Source organism: Shewanella sediminis HAW-EB3 (assembly GCF_000018025.1).
Classification (GTDB): Bacteria; Pseudomonadota; Gammaproteobacteria; order Enterobacterales; family Shewanellaceae; genus Shewanella; species Shewanella sediminis.
The window spans coordinates 3038473-3063172 of the sequence record NC_009831.1; the positions used below are offsets into that span (position 1 = coordinate 3038473).

Below are 24700 nucleotides of genomic sequence, written 5' to 3' on the forward strand. Positions count from 1 at the left end.
AATGAAATTTAGGTGACAGTGATACTTGAATCTGGAAGTTAACTATTTGGCCGATAAATAACGGGCTGACCAAATTCAATTATCTTGTCATCTATCACCGCAATACCCGCGTCATCGGGACAAAGATAGTACTCATTCACAAGGTTTCTCAAAGCCACAGTCCAGGGCATGGTATTGGGCCGCACCGCATCCGAATGCTCATCCATAAGCTGATTGAGCAACATGGAAGCATCCTTTATGTCACCGTCTACATGGGGCACAAATTGAAATGGTACCAGCGACAAGGAGGAAAGATCCTGCAGGTCCACATCATTAGTGTCACCGCAAAGCCGGGCACTCTCGATAGAGGGCGTCATTATCATAGCACCTGCACTGACCCCTATAATTGCCCCCCCATCGTTAAGGTAGGCTTGCAGCGATGTGAGCAGGTCTCTCTTTTTTAACCACTTAAGAAACCTGAAGGTATCACCACCGGATAGATGAATCGCATCGAAACCGAACATAGACGCGACAGCACTTTCATCGAAGTCCGACTCAAGTTCAACATGATTAGACAGATCCGCTCCTAACTCACGGTAGATAGCCTGTGTTGCCCGGTAATAGATCCGATCCGGGTCCGGCTGAGAGGCAATATAGGCGACACGCGTCATATCCGAGCTGAGTGCATTCAGAACACACCGAATCGTGGCCATTCCATTAACACTGCTATGATCGCTCACCAAAGCTAGTTTCATATCATTTTTTCCATAAAAACAACTCAATACAGACTAACGATGAAAGCAGCTGACAGCAATAATTAACTCACACGGCTCAGCCGTTACGGCGATTATCCTGACTGCTAAAAAGGAAATAACAACCAAATAACTTCAATCGCGTACCATTTTCAAAGCCTGCTATGCCTTGTAGAGAGAACGGTAATGGACAAAAATACGTCATACAAACGTCATCGATGATTAAGCTGTATTTTATCCACACCGTTTATTGTTATAATTATGATCTATTTGTTTATAGGGGTGTCTGCATCTTAAAGGCAGTTTCACCATATTGGAGCCACGCTATCCATGTTTCGTTCGCCTGTTCCCCTCATCACTCTCACCCTCTTTAGCCTGCTATTCTCCGCGTCCGGTGAGGCTAAATCCCAATATCAGGGGATAAGTGATGACTTTAAAACTCTGTTTCATTCTAAGTTGAAAAAAAATAAAGTGCCCGGTGGCGCCTTCGTCATTATTGAAGACGATGCCATTTTAAAGTTAAGCACCTACGGCAAGAGAGAGAAAGGAGGCAAACTCAACGTCAACTCCAACACCGTCTTTCGACTGGCGTCGGTATCTAAAACCTTTGCCGGTTCTCTGGCCACTATGCTGGTACACGAAAATCGATTTAGCTGGGACGATCCGTTAACTCAATATATGCCCGACTTCAGCCTGGCCGATCCCGTCGCCTCGAGACAGATCAACTTAGGCCACCTGATAGGCCAAAGTACCGGATTAATGCCGAACAGCTACGACAATATCCTCAACGCTAATCGTAAACTCGAAAAAATCATCCCAAAATTTTCCAAGTTAGAACCTATGTGCTCTCCTGGTAAATGTTACAGCTATCAGAACATCGCCTTCTCATTTATCCAACCAGTCATCGAACAACAAACCGGGAGTGAGTACGCCGATTTAGTGACAGAGCGGATATTTACCCCCCTTAAGATGACCTCTGCCTCTGTCGGCATGGACAAGTTTCTCGCCACCGATAACCGTGCGAAGCCACATGTTAAGACCCGCTCCGGGTTTAGAAAGGTCAAAGTTAAACCTAACTACTATCAGGTGGAACCCGCCGCAGGGGTTAACGCCAGTATTCTCGACATCTCTAAATGGTTAATCGCAAACTTGGGCAATAACCCTGACGTTCTCAGCCCAAGACTATTAGCGGAGATAAAAACCCCCGGAGTTCGCACCAGCAAAGAGTTAAGACGTCGCGCCTGGAAGAACTATCTCAATAACGCCCACTACGGTAAAGGTTGGCGGGTATATGATTTTGAGGGAGAGGAGCTCGTTTATCACGCCGGTTGGGTGGCAGGTTATGTGGCAGAAGTCGCCTACTCTCCTCGTCTGAAGATCGGTATGGCCATGCTACTCAACGGTGAATCCCGGGTTATCGGCGAGTTAGGTGCCAGTTTCTGGCATAGCGTGATGAAACAGCAAGCCACATTGACTGCTAAGAAATAACATCCATACCAGTGTCCCAAAGTTAGCTGGCCTTCGAATGAAGGCTGATTACATTTTCTATGTGGGTTGTTGATATTGGGTAGTTTGCTTGATGGTCATACCCTCAACGTTATCTATCACCTGCGGTGAGCTTATGTGCAAGTAATCTCTCGGTACGCTGTAAACCCGTCCCTGGGCGCTCTGCGATTTCATCCCTGAAATCGAAGTCCTCGTGCTCACTTGCACCTGAGTATCAATCTCTTCGATTCGGCCTTTTTGCTAGGATGCGTAACTCATTTCTGCCCCAAAACGATTCAGTTAAAATACACAGCCTTTATAAACCATCAGAATTTGCGATAAGAAACCTAATTGATAAAAGCGTCAAATAGAGCGTACAGCCGTAGTGAATTTTAAGAATGGGTTACTAAATCTAAGCAATAATTTCCAGCTACTTTGTTCAAAGCTGAAGTGATGAAACTTAATGGTTGTCCATTTATCATGGTTGCAAAAAACCAATCAAATTGATATCGTAACATACATTAAGCCATTGATTTATTGGTGATCTAGTGCTTAGGGTGTCAGAGTCCGTACTCGGTGAAATGTTTTTTTGCTGGGTGGTTCGATAAACCTCGTTACAAAGGCCGCGAGTTTGTAAATTTGGAAACGATAAGTGATTTATCACGATAAAAGCTAAAGGAGATAGTGTGGCATCATCAAGTATCCAAAAGGTTCAAAAGCAACGCTGGGCTAGAAAAGTATTTTCTCGCTTCGTTAATAGCAATAACCGTCGAGTAAGAACTAGAAAAAAATCTTTTGCGACTCTTCGAAGGAAGGCATCAGCATGTAGTAGCCCAAACTGTGCCAAATCCAAAACTGAGAAATTTAAGCTAACAGTTAATACCTTGAGTGTGGCACCATTCCATCCTGAAGATAGAACAAAATTGCTAAAATTCTTTGAGGATGTTAGCTCTTTTTTACAAGAATCTAATAAGAAGAGTAACTTTCATGGGGTTGTGCTATTAAACCTTGAGAAAGTAGTAAAAGTAGACCCTAGCGGGTGTGCTTTCTTGTTCTCCTACATCGAAATGTTTCAAGAGCTATATCCAAGAGTTAACTTTAAGATTAAGTATCCAAATCGAATTAAGCCTCATGCTGGTAGCTCAGTTGAGACAATCCAGCCTAATCATGTATTTAATCACTTAGAACTTTATAAACAATTAGGTAGCCCCAAAGCCCCCCTTTGTCATACACTTCCGCCTCCTAAACTTAAGATTTGGGAAACAAAGTCTTTTGCCAATAGCGACTCCTCATTAGTTGGGCAAATACTAGAAAATGTCTGTCACCAAGTCCCCAATGTCTCTAATGATCAGATAGCAAAAATATACAAGATACTGATAGAAGCCGTGAATAACTGCCCAGAGCACGCATACGATAAATCGTTCATGAATGAAAAAGGTTTACAGTATAAGAAAACTCGATGCTTATTTGCTATCATAGAAGGGCAGCTTGTTGTTGTTGTTGTTGCAGACCTTGGCGTGGGTATTCGCTATACTTTAGAACATGGAAAGGCAAAAGATTCGTGGGAGATTTTCAAACGATTCAATAGGTTAGTTCGGGGGAATAAGAGTTTCTCATCTAGAGATAGTGAATGTTTGAAAGGTATGATTAACATTAAAAATGTTCGTGAAAGAAGCTCCAGACACAAAGATTTTGATAATAGAGGTTATGGTGGTGTTGACCTACAGAATGCCATTAAAGGGCTAGAAGGCAGGCTTTTGATTATGTCGGGGAAAGGTTCTCTAATGTTAGACGCATCAAACCCCGACTCTATGGATGTAGATCCTAAAGATTTTGATACGGGATTGGATGGAACGCTAATTTCCATGTCTATTCCATTAACAGTTAAATAATGAGTAATCACATGTTCGATTTAAAAGTTACTGATTTTACGAAATACCCCGGCCCAAGGTACAAAGTTCTTGGACCAAACAGCGGGGAAGAGTTTCGAGAACAATATTTGATCGATGCCCTTAAAAGTAACTCTGAAGTTTCAGTTAACTTAGATGGAGTTCTTGGCTACGGTTCGTCATTCTTGGAAGAGATTTTTGGCGGTATTGTTCGTGCTATGCCTACTCACCCAGCATCTATGCATCCAAGTGGCGACAAGATCATTAAGTACGATTTTATTACGTTGGATATGATTAATTTTATTAAAAATAATTTAGTGTCTAACGATGACCCGTCAGTTATTAAAGAAATAAATAGCTATATCACTCGTCAGATTAAAGAGCTAGGGGGCAATTAGAATGACTTGGTGGATAGCTTTCATAATTGCTGTTTTAGGTTGGTACTTTACTGCTACCCAAAATGCGAGGAACAGCACCCGCTCATTGATAAACCAAGAGATAAAAGAAGCAAGAGCAAAGTTGCATGAGCTAATAGTGTCTTGTTCAAGTGATAGTTGCCAACTTCCGCTAAAATCAAATGGTAAATACTTCGTGAAGATGCAAACATATATCGTTTCTATTCAAGAACTTGATAAGTTGTATGCTTCTTATCACTTACCTTATTTCAAACATATTAGAGTTATAAGTGCTTGCGTATCGATATTGACTAAGCTTTCAAGACTCGAACCTTTTAAAAAGACAAAAGAGTTTATACAACGCTGGTGCTTACCTCAATCACATGGTGCAGCCTTAAACCATTATTCGAACTTTGAACTAACAGATCATACTTCTACGATTCGTCAGTCTTTAACTAGTGACGTGGAAGATGTGAACGAAGAGCAGCGCCTTGCAATGTTGAATCTGGAATACAAAAGCCTTTGCCTGTCATATCAGTTTGTTAGTTAGTTAGTTAGGATTAATGAGCCTAGTTAAAAAGCAGATATGTGGGGGTCAGTGTAAACTTTATTTGATTACCATACATTTCCTAATCTCACGACTCACCTTTAGAGCCTTAGCTCTAGCTCATTTATGTCCAGAAATGAGCTAGCTTGAGAATTCCTCGAAACCAAATTCGAAGAGATACCTTTCTCGAAACCAGAGTCAGGTGTAAACGCGGCTGTGACCTTCGGCATCAGGGATGATGTCGCAGAGCGTATAGGGACATATTCACAGCGTGTCACTGAAGTGTTTACACATAAGGCATGCTGCAAGCAATTAACTCCAACAAAACTATGCCATTCCATAAGCCAAACAAATACCGACACCGTCAGATGAATCATCCAAAAGATATTTGAAACTTGTTATCCGACAAGTAAACAAGTTTTTGTCCGGAGTTGAGTTGAAAAGTGCTCAAACTATTATTGTCCCCCGACAACTCAGCCCGATTCGATAGACACACAAGAGGTGTAGCAGGTAGAATACGCGCCCGATAAAATGATCTGACCTGTGGACTGTTTCACTATGAAAAACCAATTTGAATTGCTGGCACCCGGTGGCGATATAGATTCGATAAAAGCCGCCATTGTGGCGGGCGCCGATGCTATCTATTGCGGTTTAGATCATTTCAACGCGAGAACCCGAGCGGCAAATATCTCATTCGATGACTTGAACGGTATCTTAAGGCTGGCTCATAAGAGCGACTGCCAAATATTCCTGACGCTGAATATCATCATCTTAGAGAGTGAGCTCCCGGCGTTAATCCGCCTGCTCAATGAACTGGTTAACACAGGTATCGACGGCGTCATAATTCAAGACTTAGGCCTGTTTTATATCCTCTCCAGGTACTATAAAACCCTCGATGTACACGCATCAACTCAGGTGACGACACACAATGAGGGCCAGATATTATTTCTGAATAAGCTGGGTGCAGGCAGAACAAACCTTTCCCGCGAATTAAACATCGACGAGATTAAACAGCTAACAAAAGTCTCTCATCAGAACGATATGATGACAGAGGTGTTCGTTCACGGCTCTAACTGTATCGGCTTCTCCGGACTGTGCTATATCAGCTCAGCCCATGGCGGTAACTCAGGCAACCGGGGACGCTGCAGTCAGCCATGCAGGGACCAGTACCAAACGACTCGAGCAGGTAAAGATTTCCCCCTGAATCTCAAAGACAACTCCGCATTCTCAGATATTGCCGCGCTCGGTGACGCCGGTGTCGACTCGTTGAAGATCGAAGGCCGTATTAAGAAATTTGACTACGTCTATACCGTAGTCAGCAGCTGGAGAGAACAGATACAGCGCTATTGCCAGCATAAGAGCATAAAGAGTGACAATGAAGATCTCTATAAGGTTTTCAACCGAGACTTTACCAACGCCTACCTTAAGGGTGATATTAATAAAAATATGTTTATTGATAATCCAAGAGGCAACTCGGTTCAACATTTTACCGCCATCAAAGGTTATAACACTGAGGTAGAGATCCAGTCGGTTAAGCAATCCCTCTATGACGAAAAAACAGTCCTAATTCAAACCGTCGAAGAGAAGATAAAAGAGTTAAACATTGGAAAAACGCCGCTGACAATCAGAGTTTCCGGTAAATTAAACACGCCCTTAACCGTGTCGGTGGAGACACCGGATAAGGAGTTTACAGTTCACTCAGACACAAATCTGTTCAAAGCCGGGAAATACACCCTCGATAACGCCTGTATCAAGCAAAGATTCAAGAGCCTGAACAACGCGAAACATGAGATAGCTGAGCTTAATACCGAACAGCTCAATGCAGACCTGCTAATCTCGTTTAAAGAGCTAACCGTTTTAAAGCATCGGATCGAGTATCTGCTCAATGATGAGAAAGCCCTCATCGAGCCGATAACACTGACCAAACTGCCGAAACAGCGACACTCTGCCAAAGCGAGTCTGTCGGCGCTGATCTCATCGACTAAAGATTTAGATCTCTGTGATACCGGCAATGCAGAGATCTATTACCAGCTTCCGGACTGTATCGAGAGCCAATACAGCCAACTTATCGAACTGTTTTCTAACAATGCGCGTTTAATCCCCTGGTTCCCGTCGATTCTTATCGGTGAAGACTATCGGGCAGGTGTAAAGCTGTTAAAAACGATTAAGCCAAAGCTGATAGTGACCAACAACACAGGCATTGCTCAAGCCGCATTTGAAAACGGAATAGATTGGATTGCGGGGCCCTACCTTAACATCACCAACTCATATAGCCTGTTGGCGATGAAGGAGGAGTTTAACTGTTATGGGTCATTTATATCCAACGAAATTAACAGGAAACAGATAAAACACATTGCAGGCTGCAGTGACATGAAGCTGTATTACAGCATCTATCACCCAATCTTGCTGTTAACCAGCAGACAGTGTTTATTTCATCAGACTACAGGTTGTCATAAAGAGTCTATGGATGCCGACTGCCTGACCGAATGCAAGAAATCTGTCTCTATCATGAATTTAAAGGATACCGCTTTTGTCATCGATAAGCAGACGGGTGAGCACAACAACATGTATGGCAGTCAGCACTTCCTAAATACTGAGATAGTGAGCGATATACCAGATATGTTCAGCAGCTTTTTTATCGATCTCAGAGGTATCAGAACCAATACCCGAGCCGGACGGGATAAATCGACAATAGTACGTCTTTTTCAAATGCTGCTCGAAGGTCAGAGTGAGGCAGAAGCTGAGCTTCACCAACTGATTGGCCACACTATCGACACCCAATATAAAAAGGGGCTGTAAGACTGTAAGACTGTAAGACTGTAAGACTGTAAGACTGTAAGACTGTAAGACTGTAAGACTGTAAGACTGTAAGATAAAACGGTTTCATGATTATGAAAGTATTGCACAAATGAGCCGTTTTATTTTGTATCAGCCGCTGAATGATTTACTATCTCACGCCTGTTTTCCACGATATGAGGTTGAAAGATGAAGGACGGTCTGCAACATGAAGCCTACCAAATGGTCCTATTTAATGCCTTAGCGACCACAGGTAGTCTCACTAAGGCTGCTGAGAGACTCGAAGTCTCTGTATCTCACGTCAGTAAGCAACTGCATATTCTGGAAGATAAGCTTAACGTTCAACTCATCAATCGCAGTACCCGAAGCCTGGCACTGACTCAAGAAGGCAAAGACTTTGCCGATTATTGTGACCAGATAGTGGGTTTGATCCATAGCGCCAACACGCTGATGACAGATTCCAGAGATGAGGTTTCCGGAAACGTTCGACTGGCACTCTCCTGCTCATTTGGCACCCTGCACGTGTTACCGGCATTAGACGCGCTTCAGAAAAAATATCCCTCACTCACCACCGAAGTTAGCCTGTTTGACTATAAGGTCGACATGTTGGAGGAGGAGATAGACCTATGGTTCACCACTTTCGAAGAGATAAATGCCGGTTATGTGGCCCAAAGAATCGTCGATACCCACTTCATTCTGTTGGCATCCCCTGACTACATACAGGTACATGGTGCGCCAACACACCCAGACGATTTAAAAGCGCATAACTGCGTCACCTACCACAGCAAAAATCGCAGCTACACCCATTGGTTATTTGCAAAAGATGAAGAACAGCTTGATGTACAAGTCTCAGGTAATTATCGGGTAGATAAGGCCGAAGCCATTCGTGACGCCGTTCTGGCGGGCAGAGGCATAGGCTATATAGCCACTTATCTGTTAACCGATGAGCTGGAGAGTGGAAAACTCATTCCGCTGATGTCAGACTGGAAACCCACGCAAAAGATGCCTGTCTATGCCGTTTACCCGAAATACCAAAACCTCCCGGTTCGACTGAAAACCATCATAGATTTTGTTAAACAGGTCATAGGACAACCGCCCTACTGGGACAACAACTTATCCAAATGGCTTAAGGATTAGCCACCGTAGCCATCCAAGTCTATTGGATGGCTACGAATAATCGACTCACTTGCCACCTTGATTCCCCCCCTTTTACATCCGGCTCTATCCGCTAATCATCATTTTGACCAGCAGAACTTATATCTGTTCAAACCGCAGTATTAAACCTTGTTTAAATCATCAGCTATCCTCTTCTCAGTTGGAAAAACTGTTTCAAGTGATTGCTGGTAGATAGGAAATAACAATTTAATTACCATCTGTTTATCGACGGGATAATGACTTTTAGAAATTTCACCACTCTAAAAGCTGTTAATTATTCTCAATGTAATATGCAAAACATTTTCTATTGAGAAAAACCAAAATTAATTTAAAACAACATTTAATTATATTTACAGAGGTAATTTATGTCAGTCGTTAATAAAAGCGAAAGAACCAATGGAATAAAACAGTATCATATCGGCATGGTTGAGGGAGATGTCGCAGAATATGTTCTTCTGCCGGGAGACCCATTCAGAACAGACATCATCGCCAAATATATGGATGACGTAGAGTTGGTCGCTCATAAGCGTGAACATAAGACCTATACCGGTTACTACAAGGGGGTCAGAGTATCGGTGACATCGACTGGCATGGGCTGCCCATCTACCGCTATCGCTGCTGAAGAGCTGGCTAACATTGGCGCCAAGGTATTCATCCGTTTGGGAAGCTGCGCAGCCTTGCAAGACGATATCAATATCGGCGATCTAGTTATCACCACCGCAGCGATGAAGAATGAGGGGACATCAAAATTCTATGTACCCGACAACTTACCGGCCGTCGCCGATCTTGAGGTCACATCCGAGCTAATTCGCGTCGCTAAAGAGATGTCGAACGGTGATGACTATCAGGTTCACTGGGGGATCAGCTCAACCGATGACTCATTTTACGGTGAGACCCCTGAATGGATCCAGAAGCTTATCGATCTGAATTTGAAGAATATTGAGATGGAAGCATCGGCGCTATTTACCGTCTGTCACCGTCGAGGTTTAAAAGGCGCAACCATCTGTGCGGTCGCCGCGAACCATAAACGAGGCGAAAATTTTTGGGGTAAGCGAAATATTCTGCTCGAACAAGGTATCGAGAAGGAGACAGAGGTAGCTTTGGAGGCTATCTATCGCTTCCATCACGGAAAAAATCTATTTTAAGGGTCAACTCTAATGTGGTGCTTATGCCATATAAACGGCTTATAGCCTTTTTATAAAAGCATCACACTCCATAGTTTAATAAAAGTTAAACTATTAGTTTTATAAAGGTAAATATAATGAGCTATGAACTTATCGGTTATTTGGGCTCGGCCGTTATTGCTATATCCTTACTGGTAGCTAATGTAACCCTGCTTCGTTATCTTAATTCAATTGGCTGCGCAATAATGGTGACCTACGCCCTGCTAATTAGCGCATACCCTGTTGTTCTGATGAATTGTATTTGCATCATGATCAACATCTACCACATAGTTAAAGTTGGAGATTTTAACAATCAAATAAACTCTCTATTTAAATTTGGAAAAACGAATAGAAGTTAAGGGCAAGATACAGAAAGCGAGATAATATAAATCCGCCTATCTGGAATATTTTTGGTCTTGCGTTCGGGTTTGCGCAAATTGAAAGGTGCTTCCCATAGCCATATGGAGCTACAGCGCACAATAAGCCGCCCCCCCAGTCGGCTTTAGCACTATAGCTCTTTTGTCCTTTTCCATGATTGGTAATCCGCATTAAGTTGCTAGTCACCATAATTAGCATTACATCACCAGCCGATTAATTTTATTATGGAGTTGTAAATAATCATGGAAGTTAAAATATTCACTAAAGTTTTACGCCCTAAGGTGGGCTTTCTGCCTAAGTCTGACACAGCTACAGACCATGGTTTAGAAGCTGAAATTAATCTTTGGTTAGCCTCTCAGCCGAATATCGATATTCAAAATATTACTCAATCACAAAGTGGTGGCTCATTTCAACCAGCAACCTTAGTTGTAAGCGTATGGTACAACTGAGGTAACTAGCTAATAATCAAAAAGGAGTTTTGATAATGAATATAAACGCCACAATTCTGGGCCAGGTCATTTTTTTCACCGCTATTTTGGTCGGTATATTGAGTTTTTATCTGGGCAAAAGAAAAACTCAAACACCCATTCTGGCCACAGTTATTGGCATTATTTTATCCTTGATCCCTCCATTCGCTTTGGTCTATCCTAGCGGCGTTAGTGTTGAAAAATGATGTTAATCAGGTGGGTACTACTAACTAAAGGAGCAAGCTTCGCGGCTAAAGCCACTCCTACATTGAGTTACATATCCCGCCAGATCATCACATCTGCTGGCTCACCATTCTTACGTGTGGCGCGGTACATCCCTTCGGTATTGAATGGGGTAGCGATATTGCCGCGCTGATCGATAGCAATCACGCCGCCGGTACCACCTGCAGTGATAAGACGTTGATTGATGACCTCATCTGCCGCCTGAATTATCGACTTTTGTTGGTATTTTACCCGTGCACAGATATCTCCCGCTACATGGTAACGAATAAAGTACTCGCCATGACCGGTCGCAGATACCGCGCACACCCCATTTTCTGCGTAGGTGCCCGCACCGATGACCGGAGAATCACCGATTCGACCGAAGCGTTTCGCCGTCATGCCACCTGTAGAGGTCCCGGCCGCTAGGTTGCCTTTTTTATCCAGAGCCACGGCGCCGACGGTACCGAACTTATAATCCAGATCCAGGTAGTCTATCTCTGGAACACCGTTTAATGACGCCTGATAATCGGGCGACTTTTCCGACTCGGCTTTTCTTAATTTCACCTTGGCATCTTGTAGCTGCTTATAACGAGATTCTGTGTCGAAAGAGTTGGCCGGCACCAGCGTAAAACCTTGGGTCAATGCAAACTCTTCGGCGCCCGCACCCGATAACATGACATGAGGCGACCGGTTCATCACGGCATCGGCGAGATTAATGGGGTTCTTGATATGTTTAACTCCTGAGACCGCACCGGCATTCATGGTCTTGCCATCCATGATTGAGGCATCCATCTCATGGGCACCATCATAGGTATACACGGCCCCGACGCCGGCATTAAACAGCGGGCTGTTTTCCATCACATTGATCGCCGCTTGAATAGCCACCACACTATCGCCACCTTTCTCAAGCACCTTATATCCAGCATTGACCGCTTCGGTGAGCTTATCGCGATAGTCTTGTTGCTGCTGCGGTGTAAGCTTAGCCTTGGTAATTGTTCCGGCCCCGCCGTGGATAGCAATCGAAAATGGCTTATCATCCGCCCATACAGAAGTGGTGACAGACGCTGCGGCCGCCAAGATCAATGCTACTAAAGTCGATTTATTTTTCACAAAAGGGTCCTTTGTTTTTTATTTGCACTCTTTGTAACCATTTTCATCCATAATTACAATCATCAACTTGCCTGAGATCAATAATCTAGCGACAATAGAGACGCATTCGTTCATTACTAAAAAGAGTCTGATTTTTTGAAAAACAGTTCATTGCGTTTATGGTCATTGAGCATCATTTTTATAGGCTATTTCCTGTGCATATTTTCCGCACATGCCAATGACTGGTTAACATTAAAAATTGAAGGTGTCGACGATGTTTTAGCCCGAAACATCAAGGCCCACTTAGGCGCTTTACCTAAGTCTAATGTGCAGCGCAGAGCCTTTATCTTTAATGCAGAAGATAACACGACTGCCGCCCTTCACTCTTTGGGTTTCTATCATGGTGTGATCCACGAGGAGGTCGCCCAGTCAAAGGACGGCCCCTGGACACTGTCACTCTCTATTACGCCCGGCGAACCGACACGACTCCAATGGATCGATATCAACTTCGATGGCGAAATTGTCGAAGACAAATTTATTCTCAACTGGTTAGATACGGTGACGATTAAACCCGGAGACGTGTTAAATCACGGTACCTATGATCAATTAAAATCTCAACTGGTGACGATTGCATTAGCCCGGGGTTATTTCGATGGTAAGTACAAACGCTCGGCAATCACCATCAATCGCGATCTCAACACGGCGCAGATCACCCTGCATTACGACTCAGGCAAGCGGTACCACATAGGCACAGTCAGTTTCGAAGGACACACATTAAACGATGAGCTGCTAAACGAGCTGCTTCCCTTCGAAACAAACTCTCTGTTCAGCACAGGTAAGCTGAGCAGTCTGAATCGGGAACTGCTGGATACCAGTTATTTCTCCAACATTAAAGTATTGCCCCAAATAGATAAAACCCAAGGGTTAGCCGTGCCTATCAAGGTTGAACTATCCCCAAAACCCAGCCATTCTATCGAACTGGGTCTGGGTGCCGATATAGGTAACACGACCGATAACAGCATGGAACCTAGATCACCATCAATCGCGATCTCAACACGGCGCAGATCACCCTGCATTACGACTCAGGCAAGCGGTACCACATAGGCACAGTCAGTTTCGAAGGACACACATTAAACGATGAGCTGCTAAACGAGCTGCTTCCCTTCGAAACAAACTCTCTGTTCAGCACAGGTAAGCTGAGCAGTCTGAATCGGGAACTGCTGGATACCAGTTATTTCTCCAACATTAAAGTATTGCCCCAAATAGATAAAACCCAAGGGTTAGCCGTGCCTATCAAGGTTGAACTATCCCCAAAACCCAGCCATTCTATCGAACTGGGTCTGGGTGCCGATATAGGTAACACGACCGATAACAGCATGGAACCTAGGGTCCGTGTGACCTGGCGTACCCCACAAATCAACCGTCATGGTCACTCTCAGGAAACCACGGCCGAATGGTCACCGGATAAACCCAAGTTCCTTACTACCTATACCATTCCTCTGACCCATCCTCTGGATGACCAACTGAAAATCCGGGTCGGAATGCTCAGGGATAAATATGGCGTGACTCAGGTCTATGACCCCGAAGAGAATCAGTTCGATAACACGGGTGAGCTTGAAGGAAGTAAGCGTTTATTAGGTGTGATCCGTCAGCAGAGGCTAGATAATCAGTGGCTGTTCAGTTATTCGATTGAATGGATGCGAGAGTTCTACAACCAATCGGATACCGATTATGACCCCAAGCTCGTCCTGTTCGGTACCAGTATCTCTAAGACGACACGTGGCGATAATAGCTTAGACCCAAAATCCGGATTCTTTCAACACTACAGCCTGGAACACGCCGATCCCTCTCTGGGCTCCAGCATACGGTTAACGCGGCTGCAGACAAAATACAAATGGATCGATACCTTCTTCGACAAGCATAGAATCGTCTCAAGACTGGATCTCGGAGTTAACCTGGCAGCTGATGATGATTTAGCGCTTATTCCTCCCTCCCTGAGATACTTTGCCGGTGGCGATCAGAGCATCAGGGGTTACAGTTATCAGGAGCTCGGCCCCCACCTGGACTACACCAACAGCGATGGTCAACTGGCAAGGCAAGTTGTCGGCGGGCGTTATCTTATGGTCGGTAGCATAGAGTACCAGTATTATCTGACACCAACCTGGCGTGTGGGCTCCTTTATCGATGCGGGTAATGCTTTCGATGTTAATCAGATTGAGCCCATCGTCTCAGTGGGAGGAGGTATTCACTGGATCTCTCCTATCGGCCCGATAAAAATCGATCTGGGTGTCGGTCTGAAGGAAACCGATACTGTCGATAGACCCTGGCGCATCCATATCACTATGGGGGCAGAGCTATGACGCAGCCCACTAGAGAGACTGGTATTAACCAGGCTGAAACTCCGTCAGATAGTACTGATGCCGCCCCAAAAAATAGCCTTGCACGGACACTATGGAAAAGTTTTAAGGCCGTCTCCAGGACGATTATCTATCTGCCTCTGGGCATGCTGATCATCCTTGCAATACTTTTAGGCACCCCCTTAGGTAGCAGACTCGCGGTGGCCCTTGCCGATATTTTCGTGCCCGATCTCGATATCACCTACGTCTCAGGCACGTTAAACAAACGCCTCGAAACGACCGATGTCCACTGGAGTATGGAGGGTATCGCGGTCGATGTTGACGACCTTATATTAGATTGGCGCCCCATGTGCCTGCTGAGCAAACAGTTATGTGTCAACGAACTCGCAGCAAGTAAGGTGTTGGTGTCGATAGATACAGACAAGCTCGGAGATCAAAACCTGGTTGATGAAGAGCTAACAGGACTTAAGGGCGCCACCGAAGTTGATAGCGGCAAACAAGGCTTTCCGGACAATCAGCTTAATGACTCTCAGCTCAAGGACTATCCGTCAAATCAAAACCAAGAGATACAACTGCCTTTCGGTATCGATCTCAAGCGGGCAGATTTAGCCAACGTAAAGGTGCGCGTCAACGATATGCAGTTCAATGCCTCACGTCTACAAACACAGGCACAATGGCAACAGACCGGCATCAGAGCCAAGTATCTGCACAGTAATGATCTGCTGGTATCGATTCCATTATCTTCTGCAGACAAGAACGCTGAAATAATTGAAAAGGCAAACCAAACGACTCAAGACGAAGACACCAGCTGGACCATGGCACACCTGCCCGCCGTCTTTATGCCGATACCGGTGTTTGTTACCGATGCCGTCCTGGAGAAGAGTCACCTGAAACTCGGTAAGCGCGATGACTATTTCGACAACATCGTACTCGACGGTAGTTACCATAGCTTTCTGGTGAACCTCAATCAGCTGCATGTTGAACATACCTATGGCAAGGTTGATCTCAAGGGGGGGATCACACTCAAAGATGACTACCCTATGGATATCTCAGCCACTGTCGATGCACGCAGTGTAGCCGAACTGCCCGGACTTAAGCTGCAACAGCTTTCGGTCCACGTATCTCAGGGCTTTAAAAAACTAGCCGTGACGGCGACTGGTAAGGGTCATATCGACTTTAACCTGCAAGGTGATATCGGCCTGGCAAAGAGAAGCCTCCCCTATGAGCTTAAATTTGAGAGTAAGGCCATAGGTTGGCCACTCGATGCACCAAATTACTCGGGTAAATCGATAAGTCTTATCACCCATGGGGATCTCAATAGTCAGGATGTCATCCTCTCGGGCAACATCAAGACCCCTTTTCATCCCGTGTTGGCTGTCGATACCCAATTTAAACATACAGGTAAACAACTGGATGTAGATCATCTGCGAGTGGAAGGAGAGTTGGGAGAAGCTGAGCTGTCAGGCAGCGCACAGTATGAAGATGGGGTAAGCTGGGACGCCGACATCAACACTGTCGACTTCAAGATGCAACAGCTAAAACTAAACCTTGAAACGCCTCTGCCCGATAGCATCATCAGTGGCCAATTTCACACCAAGGGCCAGGTTGACTCTAAACGCTGGGAGGTCGGCATTGACAACTCAGATCTGGAGGGCGAAATTCAGGGCTACCCATTTCACCTCCTCGGGGATATCAATATCGATGATAAACTGCACCTCAAAGCCGATAGTTTAAAGCTCAGCGCGCTGCAGAGTGTATTGTCCATATCCGGCAATGCTGATGAGGCTTGGGCCGTTAACGCAAAATTGCAGATCCCGGATCTTAGCCTCTGGCATACCGAGTCATCGGGCAGTATCGATGCATTTATCAATGTCTCGGGTGAAAGCGAGCACCCACAAGTTTCCGTTTCAGCCGAGTTATTCGAGCTGCAATTTCAACAACACAAAATTGAACAAGCCCTGGCCAAAGGCTTTTATCGACCCAAAGATAATCAGGAGTTTGCCCTCTCTGTTAAGGCTAAGGAACTGAAGCTCGCAACCGTCAAGCTTGATTCGGTTACCCTGGGTTTTAAAGGTAATGACACAAAGCAGAAACTGGGGCTGCAAACGTTCGGTGAGCTACAACTCAATACCAAAATTTACTCCCGATACGACACAAAAACGACTCAATTAGAGGCCGAGATCAGAAACTTGAGTTTGAACTCTGTGCTGGGTAAGTGGGCGCTCCAGGCACCTATCGATGTCAGCTGGAATAATGACAAGCAAACGGGCTTAGTTAACACTTTTTGCTGGCTCAACGAAAACGGTAAACTTTGCCTCGATGATCCGGCAGAGCTCAGCAAAAACGGTGAGGCCAGTATCCTGTTCGATGGCGATATAGGTGGAGTATTGACGCCATTACTGCCGGAAAATTTGACGTGGCAGGCCCCCGCTAACTTAACCTCTAATATCAAGTGGCAAGAAGAGTCGAAACCCGAAGGCTACTTAGAACTGAATTTAGCCCCGGGTCAGGTGAGTTTCAACAATAATAACCGTGTTATCGATGTCGGCTACAGGATGCTTAATTTTCAAGCTAGCCTGGACAAAGATAAGCTTGCCACCCAACTTAAATTTGATTCACACGATATCGCCAGTTGGGAAGGACAGTTAGAGGTAAGCGTCTCCCCTGACAGGGCGATATCCGGTTACACTAAGCTAGATCAAATAAACCTCGATGCCCTATCGGAGCTTATGCCACAACTCGAAACTCTGACCGGAAAAATTTCCAGTGAGCTGGAGATATCCGGCACACTCGCCAAACCGGATATTTCCGGAAAAGTGCAGCTGGAAAATGGTCACCTGCTGGCCGCCGCCAACCCGACTCCATTGGAGAATATCGAACTCGATCTCTTACTCTCGGGCCAGAAAGCCACACTCGATGGGCGGTGGAAAATGGGAGAGGGCGAGGCAAAAGTTACTGGTTTGTTTGATTGGAGAGGCGATAGCTTCAACGGTGATATTCAGTTCGATGGTGATAAGCTTGCTATTATCCAACCACCGCTTGCCATCATCACGGCCTCCCCTGCACTTAAAATCAAATTCGATAAAGATAGGGCCGACATTCAAGGCTCTATAGATATCGATTCGGGTAATATTAAGATTAGTCAACTGCCAGAAGGCGGTGTCGCCGTCTCCGATGATGTGGTATTTGAAGACAGCATCTCCAGCGGACAAGTCGAACAAAGCCCCTATGCCATCACAACCAACATTAAAATCAAGGTTGCGGATAGACTTAGAATCGATGGCATGGGGTTAAGAGGAAAGCTAACGGGGACGCTCGATCTCAGACAGGAAGCCTTTCGCCCTCCTCTGCTGTACGGCGATATAAGAGTCATCGACGGTAGCTATAAATTTATGGGGCAAACCCTTAAAATCAATGCCGGAGAGGTGCAATTTATCGGCCCGGTCGAGATCCCTAACCTTAATATTGAGGCGGTTAGAGAGATTAAAGATGAAGATGTCGTTGCCGGGATCAGGATCACCGGCACTCCACTCAAACCCATAGTGACGCTTTTTTCATCACCAGTGAAAGAGCAAGCCGAGATCCTCTCCTATATCATCAAAGGAACCGGGTTTCACAGTAACGACGGCGATCAAAATAGTAGCTTGATGATGGGGGCGGCATTAACACTCAGTAATCAACTCGGCGGTGGCACGGTAAATCTGATCGGCGAATCCGCCACAGGTCTCATCGAAAAAGTGGGCTTCTCTAATGTACAACTCGATGCTAATGATGATGGCCGAGTCGCCATCAGTGGCTACATCGGTGAAAACCTTATGGTTAAATACGGTGTCGGTGTATTTAACCCGGGCTATGAGATGACCGTAAGGTATTACCTGTTATCTCAACTCTATCTGGAAACCGTGTCTGGCACGGTCGAACAGTCCCTGGATATCTACTACAACTTCAACATAGACTAGACACAAAAAAACCGCTTCATGATGAAGCGGTTTTTAGTTGTTACAGATACTGCTTTCTAATATAACCAGCTTATTCAGCAGTTTCCAGCAGACTGTTTCTGTATTTCTGCCAAACTTTACCACTATTGATACCATAACTGCGCATTAAGCCAGGGATCGCATTGTGATTTTTCTCATGAGCAAGTTGAAGTAGCGCCTCATAGAAGTCCAGCGCGATCTCACGGGCCTTATCTATCGCAAAATAATCCTCTCCGACACGACTGTATAGGCCTTTAAAGCCGTTTAGGATCAGAACATAAAGAGGATTGCCACAGTTATAAGCCATGGCATGGTGCAACTGATAATCAAATTCTACATAAGCCTTAGGATCATCGTTTAAAGAAGATATGCCTGCTAATACTTCGATCACTTTTTCCGGGTTATGGCGAACCGCACCTTTAAAATAGATAGCACTGATATTCGTTCTTGCAGAAAGTAACTGCTCTAACAATACGGGCTCGCCTGCAGGGTTCAAATCGGCGATGGTTTCTAATACATTGAGACCAGAGGTTTCCCAGATATCGTTAACACGGGTCGGTTTACCATGTTGAATCGTCAGCCAACCATCTCTGGCTAAACGTTGCAGGACTTCCCTAAGCGTTGTGCGCGTGACTCCGATAAGTTCAGATAATTCACGCTCTGCTGGTAAAATAGAACCTGGCGGGAATTTCTCCTCCCAGATAGATCGGACAATATACTTCTCAGCAAAGCTCGCAGGTCCTTTGGCTTCAATAATATCTCTGTTTTTTGCCACGACAGGAGCTTTTTGGACAATTGTCATCAGGTTATTTTTCCCAATTTAAAAAGTGGTATTCAAGACACTGATCATACCAGAGCCGGAAAAAATGGAAACCTTTCTGGGATAATAGTGGCCAAGATCAACGATTAAGATCACAAAACACCGCAGAATCGGCCACCGGTCAATAATTTAAGGTGGTTTTGCTATTCAAATCCACATTTTAAGCTTTTTTTAAGTTGAAGATGAGTCTAGGGTATTAAATTAGGACTCTCTTTAAGCTAAACTGTTTCGATTCAAATATATTGAAGTCATAAATCTAATAATCATATCTATCAACAATTTTGAGAGGGTGCCATGCCTGTGACTATGAGTCAGGCGTTTATTGATAACTTCTTGGGAAATTCTCCTAAGTGGTTCAAAATCGCGATTTTATCTTTTTTAATTATTAACCCAATTATTTTTTACCTTAATCCGTTTATTGCGGGTTGGTTACTGGTTGTTGAGTTCATTTTCACCTTGGCCATGGCACTGAAATGCTACCCACTTCAGCCCGGTGGTCTGTTAGCCATCGAAGCCGTCGCCATCGGCATGACCTCCCCAAGCCAGGTCTTTCATGAGTTAGAAGCCAACCTTGAAGTTTTATTGCTGTTGATCTTCATGGTTGCCGGCATCTATTTCATGAAGCAACTACTGCTGTTTGTCTTCACCAAGATGATCACTAAGGTACGCTCAAAAATTGTTGTATCTTTAATGTTCTGTGTTGCTTCCGCCTTCCTCTCTGCTTTTCTCGACGCCCTGACGGTTATTGCCGTTATCATTGCCGTCGCAGTTGGCTTCTACTCTATCTACCACAAGGTGGCTTCGGGTAAGAGCTTCGCCGATGATCATGACCATACTTCCGATGGACACCATCAGCTGTGTCAAGATGAATTAAGCGCATTCCGTGGTTTCCTTCGTAACCTGTTGATGCACGCCGGTATAGGTACAGCCCTCGGCGGTGTATGTACTATGGTGGGTGAACCGCAAAACTTAATTATTGCGGCTCAGGCTAACTGGCAGTTTGTCGAATTTGCGATGCGTATGTCACCCGTAACCGTTCCAGTCTTCTTTGCCGGTATTATCACCTGTTTCTTAGTCGAAAAGTTTAAGGTGTTTGGTTACGGTCAACAGTTACCGGAAGCGGTACATACCATCTTGTCTGAATTTGCTGCTCATGAAGACGCTCATCGAACTAAACATGACAAGGTAAAGCTGGGTATTCAGGCTCTTATTGGTCTCTGGCTGGTCGTTGGACTCGCTTTCCATCTGGCCTCAGTTGGCTTAATTGGACTGTCGGTTATCATTATGGCAACGGCATTTAACGGAATAACGAACGAGCATGCCATAGGTAAAGCCTTCGAAGAGGCACTTCCTTTTACCGCACTGTTGGCCGTATTCTTTGCCATCGTCGCAGTCATTATCGACCAACAGCTGTTTGCTCCGGTTATTCAATGGGCACTCAGCTACGAAGGCAACACACAGCTGGTTATCTTCTATATCGCCAATGGCCTGCTGTCTATGGTCAGTGATAACGTCTTTGTCGGTACGGTTTACATCAACGAAGTTAAAGCCGCTCTGTTATCGGGCCAGATCACCCGTGATCAGTTCGACCTTCTTGCTGTAGCAATCAACACAGGTACTAACCTGCCATCGGTTGCCACACCAAACGGGCAAGCCGCATTCCTGTTCTTGCTAACGTCTGCAATTGCGCCCCTCATTCGTCTCTCCTATGGACGCATGGTGTGGATGGCACTGCCGTACACCATAGTTCTGTCGATTGTCGGCGTCTTAGCCATTCATTTGGGCGCACTGGAACAGATGACACAATACTTCTATGACACGCAGATGCTATTGCATCATAGCGTCAAGGATGCTGCCGGTGCGGTCAGCGGACATTAAGTCATAAAATAGTGAGTAATATTAAGATTTAAATCTGAACTTTTTTAGTTCATCAAAGTCTTAACAAAAACGCCCTTTCGGGCGTTTTTTATTATATCTATGATTATGGAGATCAACCTCTTGAACCCTGTGACACGATTCGCTCAATCTCGCCTGGCCTGGCTAATTCTTGCAGGTACAGCCCTAGGGCTGGAGCTTTGTGCCCTTTTCTTTCAACATGTAATGAAACTCGATCCCTGTGTCATGTGCATCTACCAAAGATTGGCCATTTTTGGCATATTGGGCGCAGCACTTATTGGCTTAGTCGGTTATAAGAATCGTTTTTTGCGCTTTATCGCCGTACTGGGCTGGGGAATTAGTGCCGCATGGGGCTTGAAACTGGCGTTAGAGTTAGTGGATATGCAGACGAACCCTTCTCCGTTCTCTACCTGCTCTTTCCTGCCGGAATTCCCGAGTTGGATGCCGCTACATGAATGGTTACCTTCGGTATTTATGCCATCGGGCATGTGCAGCGATATCCCATGGCAGATGATGGGAGTGACGATGGGACAATGGATGATTGTCGCATTTTCAACTTATCTGTTGGCGCTGGCTATCTTTATGATCCCCGCACTCAGTAAAACCGGGAAGTAAAACAAAAAAATAGCTGTCTCCATGGCCCAGTGGCCATGGAGACATTTTCTTACTGCATAGACTCACTCAATTCGTAACATCCTCTGCCTTTTGCAACCTCCCCCCTCAAATATAGCCAGCGATTAAATGTTATTTCAAAGCTTAACCAAGGGTCTGGTTAGCATTTGACTGACTCGCGATAACATTAACAGACGTGTAAAGAAGTAGATGACTAACATTGCCGACAAAACAATGAATAGAGTATGAGTTTGAACAATGCTTTCAAATTCAGAAAACTCAGTATAAAGCGTCAGGTTAGTGATGAATGCGACTAAACTAAGAAACAGACAACAAGCATAACTCGCCGCGGGGCTGAATTCCCTTCGACTCAGATATGCGCCAGCCCAGGCAAACACCAGCCCTATTCCTGCACCGAAAAATACATCTTCAGGCCAATGAGCCCCCACCGCAATACGAGCCCATCCGGCCCCACATGCCATGATGATAACTAACAGGCGTAATATCACGCCAGGGAAAGAGAGTAAAACGAAGCCTGCCAGTGTAAAAGCTGTTGCTGTATGCCCGGATGGAAAACTATTTTTTGTTAATAGCTCGCCAACAATATTTATCTCTTCAACCGCGAGAATGGCGGCCGGTCTGGGGACTGCAAATACATTCTTCAAAAAATAGAGGGCAGTAAAACACAACAAAATAGTCAACAACAGACGTTTCGCAAAGTTAGGATGACGACCGAGCAGTGCGATGGTAAAGACACCGATTATCGCACCATTACCCAGATCGGAAACATGAGCTGAAAACAGGTCATTGATGTGATGGGCGGCATTACTGTTAACGAGATGGAACCACTCTTGATTTAACCCCAATGCATAAACAAAAAACCAGAGTAGAAACATAGTGAGTGTAAGAACAAGAAAGTAATGAGGTATAACTAACGCAGCCTTGTGTAAGGTAACGGGGCGCTTCATCTTAATAATAAACGGCTGAATTTTATTTAGATTACTGCAAGCTTTCATCAATAATTGCATCTGACATGTTATGAAAAGAGACGATTATTGATAGTTACTGAAAACTTAAGTAGAGGCAGTATGTATGGGTTTGTCACTCAATTGCATGCGTAGCAGATCCAACCTTGACGAAGAAGTGCTGGAGAGGAACGATTTTAACTTAGATAGATTAGGCTCGGCGCCAAGCTAGGCGCCGATTGCAAGGCAGGTATCGGACTGAGGCTATTCGATATCTTTTAAGGGCCAGAGCACGATATGGTCTTCCATATACTTCACTTTAGTTTCACAAGTCACTTTATTCTTAATCGACATCCCAGCAATATGCATCGCCTCTTTTGAACCTGTGATTAACGGGTGCCAGGAGGGAAGCTCGCGACCAAGGTGCAGACGACGGTATGCGCAGCTATCCGGTAACCAGGTTAGCTCGGCGACATTATCGACGGTGACCTGCGTGCAGGAGGGGACAAAATTGAAACGCTGAACATAGTGGACACAATGTCCATCTTTAGGATCTAATAATTTACAGGCTGCATTCGTATAATAAAGTTCTTCGGTTTCATCATCGATCAACTTGTTTAAACAACATTTACCACAACCATCACAGAGTGACTCCCACTCTTGGGTGTCCATCTCTGCTAAGGTTTTATTCTTCCAAAACGACATGATTAAATTCTATAAAAAAGCCCACTTTCGCAGGCCATTTTACACTATTTTATCGCAGGATACTTGATCCGCTCCGAAAGATAGGTCACTGAAAGAGCAAAATAGTCGGATTCATTCCATTTTAGCAAGGCACGATAGTTGTCATAAACGAGGTATTTACGCCCACCGACACCATCGGGCATGATCAATGAAATTTGCATATCATCCCGTGAAGGCAATTTAGAGCCATCGAAACGCGTCACGCCGAGCGCGGACCATTGTGAGAAGGTTTTCTTTATCTCGAGGGACGAATGCGAGCGATCAAACCCTTTAGGTATAAGAACCTGGCGCCCCCAGGTACCGTCACTCTTCCAACCTGCTTGCTGGAGATAATAGGCCAATGAAGCGAAGGTATCTTGTGTGTTATTCCAGATATCTTTCTTGCCATCACCATCACCATCCCGGGCGAACAAGAGATACTGGCTTGGAGTAAAATGAGTTTGTCCCATGTGACCGGTCCAAGCGCCTTGCAAGTCATCAAAGTCGATATTATCTTGAGCGATGATATTTAAAGCAGCAAAAAACTCATCTCTGAAGAAGGCCTCTTTGCTCCCCTCATAGGCTGAGGAAGCCAAAACAGACAGCAGGGGAAGATGGCCTGACTCAGCTCCGAAATCGGCGATAATGCCCCATAGGGCAATGATAAATCTGGGTTGGACACCGTATTTTTTACCGATAGCTTCCAGCTCGGCTCTATGAGTCTTAAACAGTGACCTGGCCTTTTCAACTTTCCATTCAGGCACAGTCGTAGGGAGATAGGTTTCCAGAGAAGTCTTAGGTTCAGCTTGAGTTTTCCCAGTGAATACAGCTCGCTTAAACGGCTTAATTTTAGGAAAAACACGCGCCACTATTTCGTTTTCAATGCCTTGCTCTTTTGCTTCAAGTTTTAATGCATCTAAATATTCAACGAAACTAGGCGATTTTTGACTGTCTTGTGCAGATGCGAGTTGCACCGAACCACTAAACAGGGTGATAAAAACCGCGGCCCCTATTTTCTTCCAAACCATAGCTG

The 24700-nt window shown here is 44.9% G+C and carries 19 protein-coding genes and 1 pseudogene; 14 read left to right on the plus strand and 6 right to left on the minus strand.

Annotated elements, in window-relative coordinates; all coding sequences use genetic code 11:
- Positions 1-38: 38 nt before the first annotated feature.
- Positions 39-734, minus strand: a complete 696-nt coding sequence (locus SSED_RS13120) for a Type 1 glutamine amidotransferase-like domain-containing protein (protein WP_012142839.1) — start codon at positions 732-734, stop codon at positions 39-41.
- A 327-nt stretch (positions 735-1061) separates the two neighbouring features.
- On the opposite strand from SSED_RS13120, the gene SSED_RS13125 reads away from it, so the two are divergent.
- From SSED_RS13125 to SSED_RS13170, 9 genes are all read left to right on the plus strand, one after another.
- Positions 1062-2219: a serine hydrolase domain-containing protein gene (locus tag SSED_RS13125; protein ID WP_012142840.1), complete on the plus strand. Its 1158-nt coding sequence runs from the start codon at positions 1062-1064 to the stop codon at positions 2217-2219.
- 683 nt (positions 2220-2902) lie between these two features.
- Entirely contained in the window at positions 2903-4108 is a 1206-nt protein-coding gene (locus SSED_RS13130; RefSeq protein WP_012142841.1) for a hypothetical protein, read from the plus strand.
- A gap of 11 nt (positions 4109-4119) precedes the next feature.
- Positions 4120-4503 carry an STAS-like domain-containing protein gene (locus tag SSED_RS13135; RefSeq protein ID WP_041421685.1) on the plus strand — a complete coding sequence of 128 codons (384 nt, stop codon included), beginning with the start codon at positions 4120-4122 and terminating at the stop codon, positions 4501-4503.
- A 1-nt stretch (position 4504) separates the two neighbouring features.
- Positions 4505-5050 carry a hypothetical protein gene (locus tag SSED_RS13140; RefSeq protein ID WP_041421686.1) on the plus strand — a complete coding sequence of 182 codons (546 nt, stop codon included), beginning with the start codon at positions 4505-4507 and terminating at the stop codon, positions 5048-5050.
- A gap of 555 nt (positions 5051-5605) precedes the next feature.
- Entirely contained in the window at positions 5606-7846 is a 2241-nt protein-coding gene (locus SSED_RS13145) for a peptidase U32 family protein (protein ID WP_012142844.1), read from the plus strand.
- Positions 7847-8032: 186 nt separating this feature from the next.
- Positions 8033-8980, plus strand: a complete 948-nt coding sequence (locus tag SSED_RS13150) for a LysR family transcriptional regulator (RefSeq protein WP_012142845.1) — start codon at positions 8033-8035, stop codon at positions 8978-8980.
- 383 nt (positions 8981-9363) lie between these two features.
- A complete protein-coding gene (locus tag SSED_RS13155) occupies positions 9364-10143 on the plus strand; it encodes a nucleoside phosphorylase (RefSeq protein WP_012142846.1) in 780 nt (259 codons plus the stop codon).
- A 638-nt stretch (positions 10144-10781) separates the two neighbouring features.
- Positions 10782-10988 (plus strand): hypothetical protein, encoded by a 207-nt coding sequence (locus tag SSED_RS13165; RefSeq protein ID WP_012142848.1) that lies wholly within the window; start codon positions 10782-10784, stop codon positions 10986-10988.
- 35 nt (positions 10989-11023) lie between these two features.
- Positions 11024-11212 carry a hypothetical protein gene (locus SSED_RS13170; protein ID WP_223295916.1) on the plus strand — a complete coding sequence of 63 codons (189 nt, stop codon included), beginning with the start codon at positions 11024-11026 and terminating at the stop codon, positions 11210-11212.
- Positions 11213-11279: 67 nt separating this feature from the next.
- Here the strand turns inward: SSED_RS13170 and SSED_RS13175 are convergent, their stop codons facing one another.
- Positions 11280-12311 (minus strand): isoaspartyl peptidase/L-asparaginase family protein, encoded by a 1032-nt coding sequence (locus SSED_RS13175; protein ID WP_398355956.1) that lies wholly within the window; start codon positions 12309-12311, stop codon positions 11280-11282.
- Between the two features lie 192 nt (positions 12312-12503).
- Here SSED_RS13175 and SSED_RS25215 point away from each other — a divergent pair, with 192 nt between their 5' ends.
- The 3 genes and pseudogenes from SSED_RS25215 (at position 12504) to SSED_RS13190 (ending at position 18633) form a co-directional block, all read left to right on the plus strand.
- Positions 12504-13421, plus strand: a complete 918-nt coding sequence (locus SSED_RS25215) for an autotransporter assembly complex protein TamA (protein WP_223296000.1) — start codon at positions 12504-12506, stop codon at positions 13419-13421.
- A pseudogene (locus tag SSED_RS13185) lies at positions 13349-14677 on the plus strand (autotransporter assembly complex protein TamA); the annotation flags it as partial. The gene SSED_RS25215 and the pseudogene SSED_RS13185, both read left to right, overlap by 73 nt.
- The gene (locus SSED_RS13190) at positions 14674-18633 is read left to right on the plus strand and encodes a translocation/assembly module TamB domain-containing protein (RefSeq protein ID WP_012142851.1); all 3960 of its coding nucleotides are present in this window, start codon (positions 14674-14676) and stop codon (positions 18631-18633) included. The pseudogene SSED_RS13185 and the gene SSED_RS13190, both read left to right, overlap by 4 nt.
- Before the next feature lie 70 nt (positions 18634-18703).
- Here SSED_RS13190 and fadR read toward each other — a convergent pair whose 3' ends face one another.
- Positions 18704-19453, minus strand: a complete 750-nt coding sequence (gene fadR, locus SSED_RS13195) for a fatty acid metabolism transcriptional regulator FadR (protein ID WP_012142852.1) — start codon at positions 19451-19453, stop codon at positions 18704-18706.
- Positions 19454-19765: 312 nt separating this feature from the next.
- On the opposite strand from fadR, the gene nhaB reads away from it, so the two are divergent.
- Complete coding sequence (gene nhaB, locus SSED_RS13200; protein WP_012142853.1) at positions 19766-21349, plus strand: sodium/proton antiporter NhaB; 1584 nt, start codon at positions 19766-19768, stop codon at positions 21347-21349.
- 120 nt (positions 21350-21469) lie between these two features.
- Positions 21470-21982, plus strand: coding sequence for a disulfide bond formation protein DsbB (gene dsbB, locus SSED_RS13205; protein WP_086022467.1), 513 nt, complete (start codon positions 21470-21472; stop codon positions 21980-21982).
- 134 nt (positions 21983-22116) lie between these two features.
- Here the strand turns inward: dsbB and SSED_RS23660 are convergent, their stop codons facing one another.
- The 3 genes from SSED_RS23660 to SSED_RS13220 all read right to left on the minus strand — a co-directional run bounded on the left by SSED_RS23660 (position 22117) and on the right by SSED_RS13220 (position 24695).
- A complete protein-coding gene (locus tag SSED_RS23660; RefSeq protein WP_049772115.1) occupies positions 22117-22995 on the minus strand; it encodes a phosphatase PAP2 family protein in 879 nt (292 codons plus the stop codon).
- 213 nt (positions 22996-23208) lie between these two features.
- Positions 23209-23649, minus strand: coding sequence for a YcgN family cysteine cluster protein (locus tag SSED_RS13215; protein WP_012142856.1), 441 nt, complete (start codon positions 23647-23649; stop codon positions 23209-23211).
- A 44-nt stretch (positions 23650-23693) separates the two neighbouring features.
- Positions 23694-24695 carry a lytic murein transglycosylase gene (locus SSED_RS13220; protein WP_012142857.1) on the minus strand — a complete coding sequence of 334 codons (1002 nt, stop codon included), beginning with the start codon at positions 24693-24695 and terminating at the stop codon, positions 23694-23696.
- Between the last annotated feature and the right edge of the window lie 5 nt (positions 24696-24700).

Bases quoted from the DNA above. Each gene is read 5' to 3' on its own strand.
- SSED_RS13155 (WP_012142846.1), top strand. From the start codon at position 9,364: ATGTCAGTCGTTAATAAAAGCGAAAGAACCAATGGAATAAAACAGTAT.
- SSED_RS13125 (WP_012142840.1), top strand. From the start codon at position 1,062: ATGTTTCGTTCGCCTGTTCCCCTCATCACTCTCACCCTCTTTAGCCTG.
- SSED_RS13150 (WP_012142845.1), top strand. From the start codon at position 8,033: ATGAAGGACGGTCTGCAACATGAAGCCTACCAAATGGTCCTATTTAAT.
- SSED_RS13135 (WP_041421685.1), top strand. From the start codon at position 4,120: ATGTTCGATTTAAAAGTTACTGATTTTACGAAATACCCCGGCCCAAGG.
- SSED_RS23660 (WP_049772115.1), bottom strand. From the start codon at position 22,995: ATGAAAGCTTGCAGTAATCTAAATAAAATTCAGCCGTTTATTATTAAG.
- SSED_RS13120 (WP_012142839.1), bottom strand. From the start codon at position 734: ATGAAACTAGCTTTGGTGAGCGATCATAGCAGTGTTAATGGAATGGCC.
- SSED_RS13215 (WP_012142856.1), bottom strand. From the start codon at position 23,649: ATGTCGTTTTGGAAGAATAAAACCTTAGCAGAGATGGACACCCAAGAG.
- SSED_RS13165 (WP_012142848.1), top strand. From the start codon at position 10,782: ATGGAAGTTAAAATATTCACTAAAGTTTTACGCCCTAAGGTGGGCTTT.
- SSED_RS13220 (WP_012142857.1), bottom strand. From the start codon at position 24,695: ATGGTTTGGAAGAAAATAGGGGCCGCGGTTTTTATCACCCTGTTTAGT.
- SSED_RS13145 (WP_012142844.1), top strand. From the start codon at position 5,606: ATGAAAAACCAATTTGAATTGCTGGCACCCGGTGGCGATATAGATTCG.
- SSED_RS13170 (WP_223295916.1), top strand. From the start codon at position 11,024: ATGAATATAAACGCCACAATTCTGGGCCAGGTCATTTTTTTCACCGCT.
- nhaB (WP_012142853.1), top strand. From the start codon at position 19,766: ATGCCTGTGACTATGAGTCAGGCGTTTATTGATAACTTCTTGGGAAAT.
- fadR (WP_012142852.1), bottom strand. From the start codon at position 19,453: ATGACAATTGTCCAAAAAGCTCCTGTCGTGGCAAAAAACAGAGATATT.
- SSED_RS13140 (WP_041421686.1), top strand. From the start codon at position 4,505: ATGACTTGGTGGATAGCTTTCATAATTGCTGTTTTAGGTTGGTACTTT.
- SSED_RS13190 (WP_012142851.1), top strand. From the start codon at position 14,674: ATGACGCAGCCCACTAGAGAGACTGGTATTAACCAGGCTGAAACTCCG.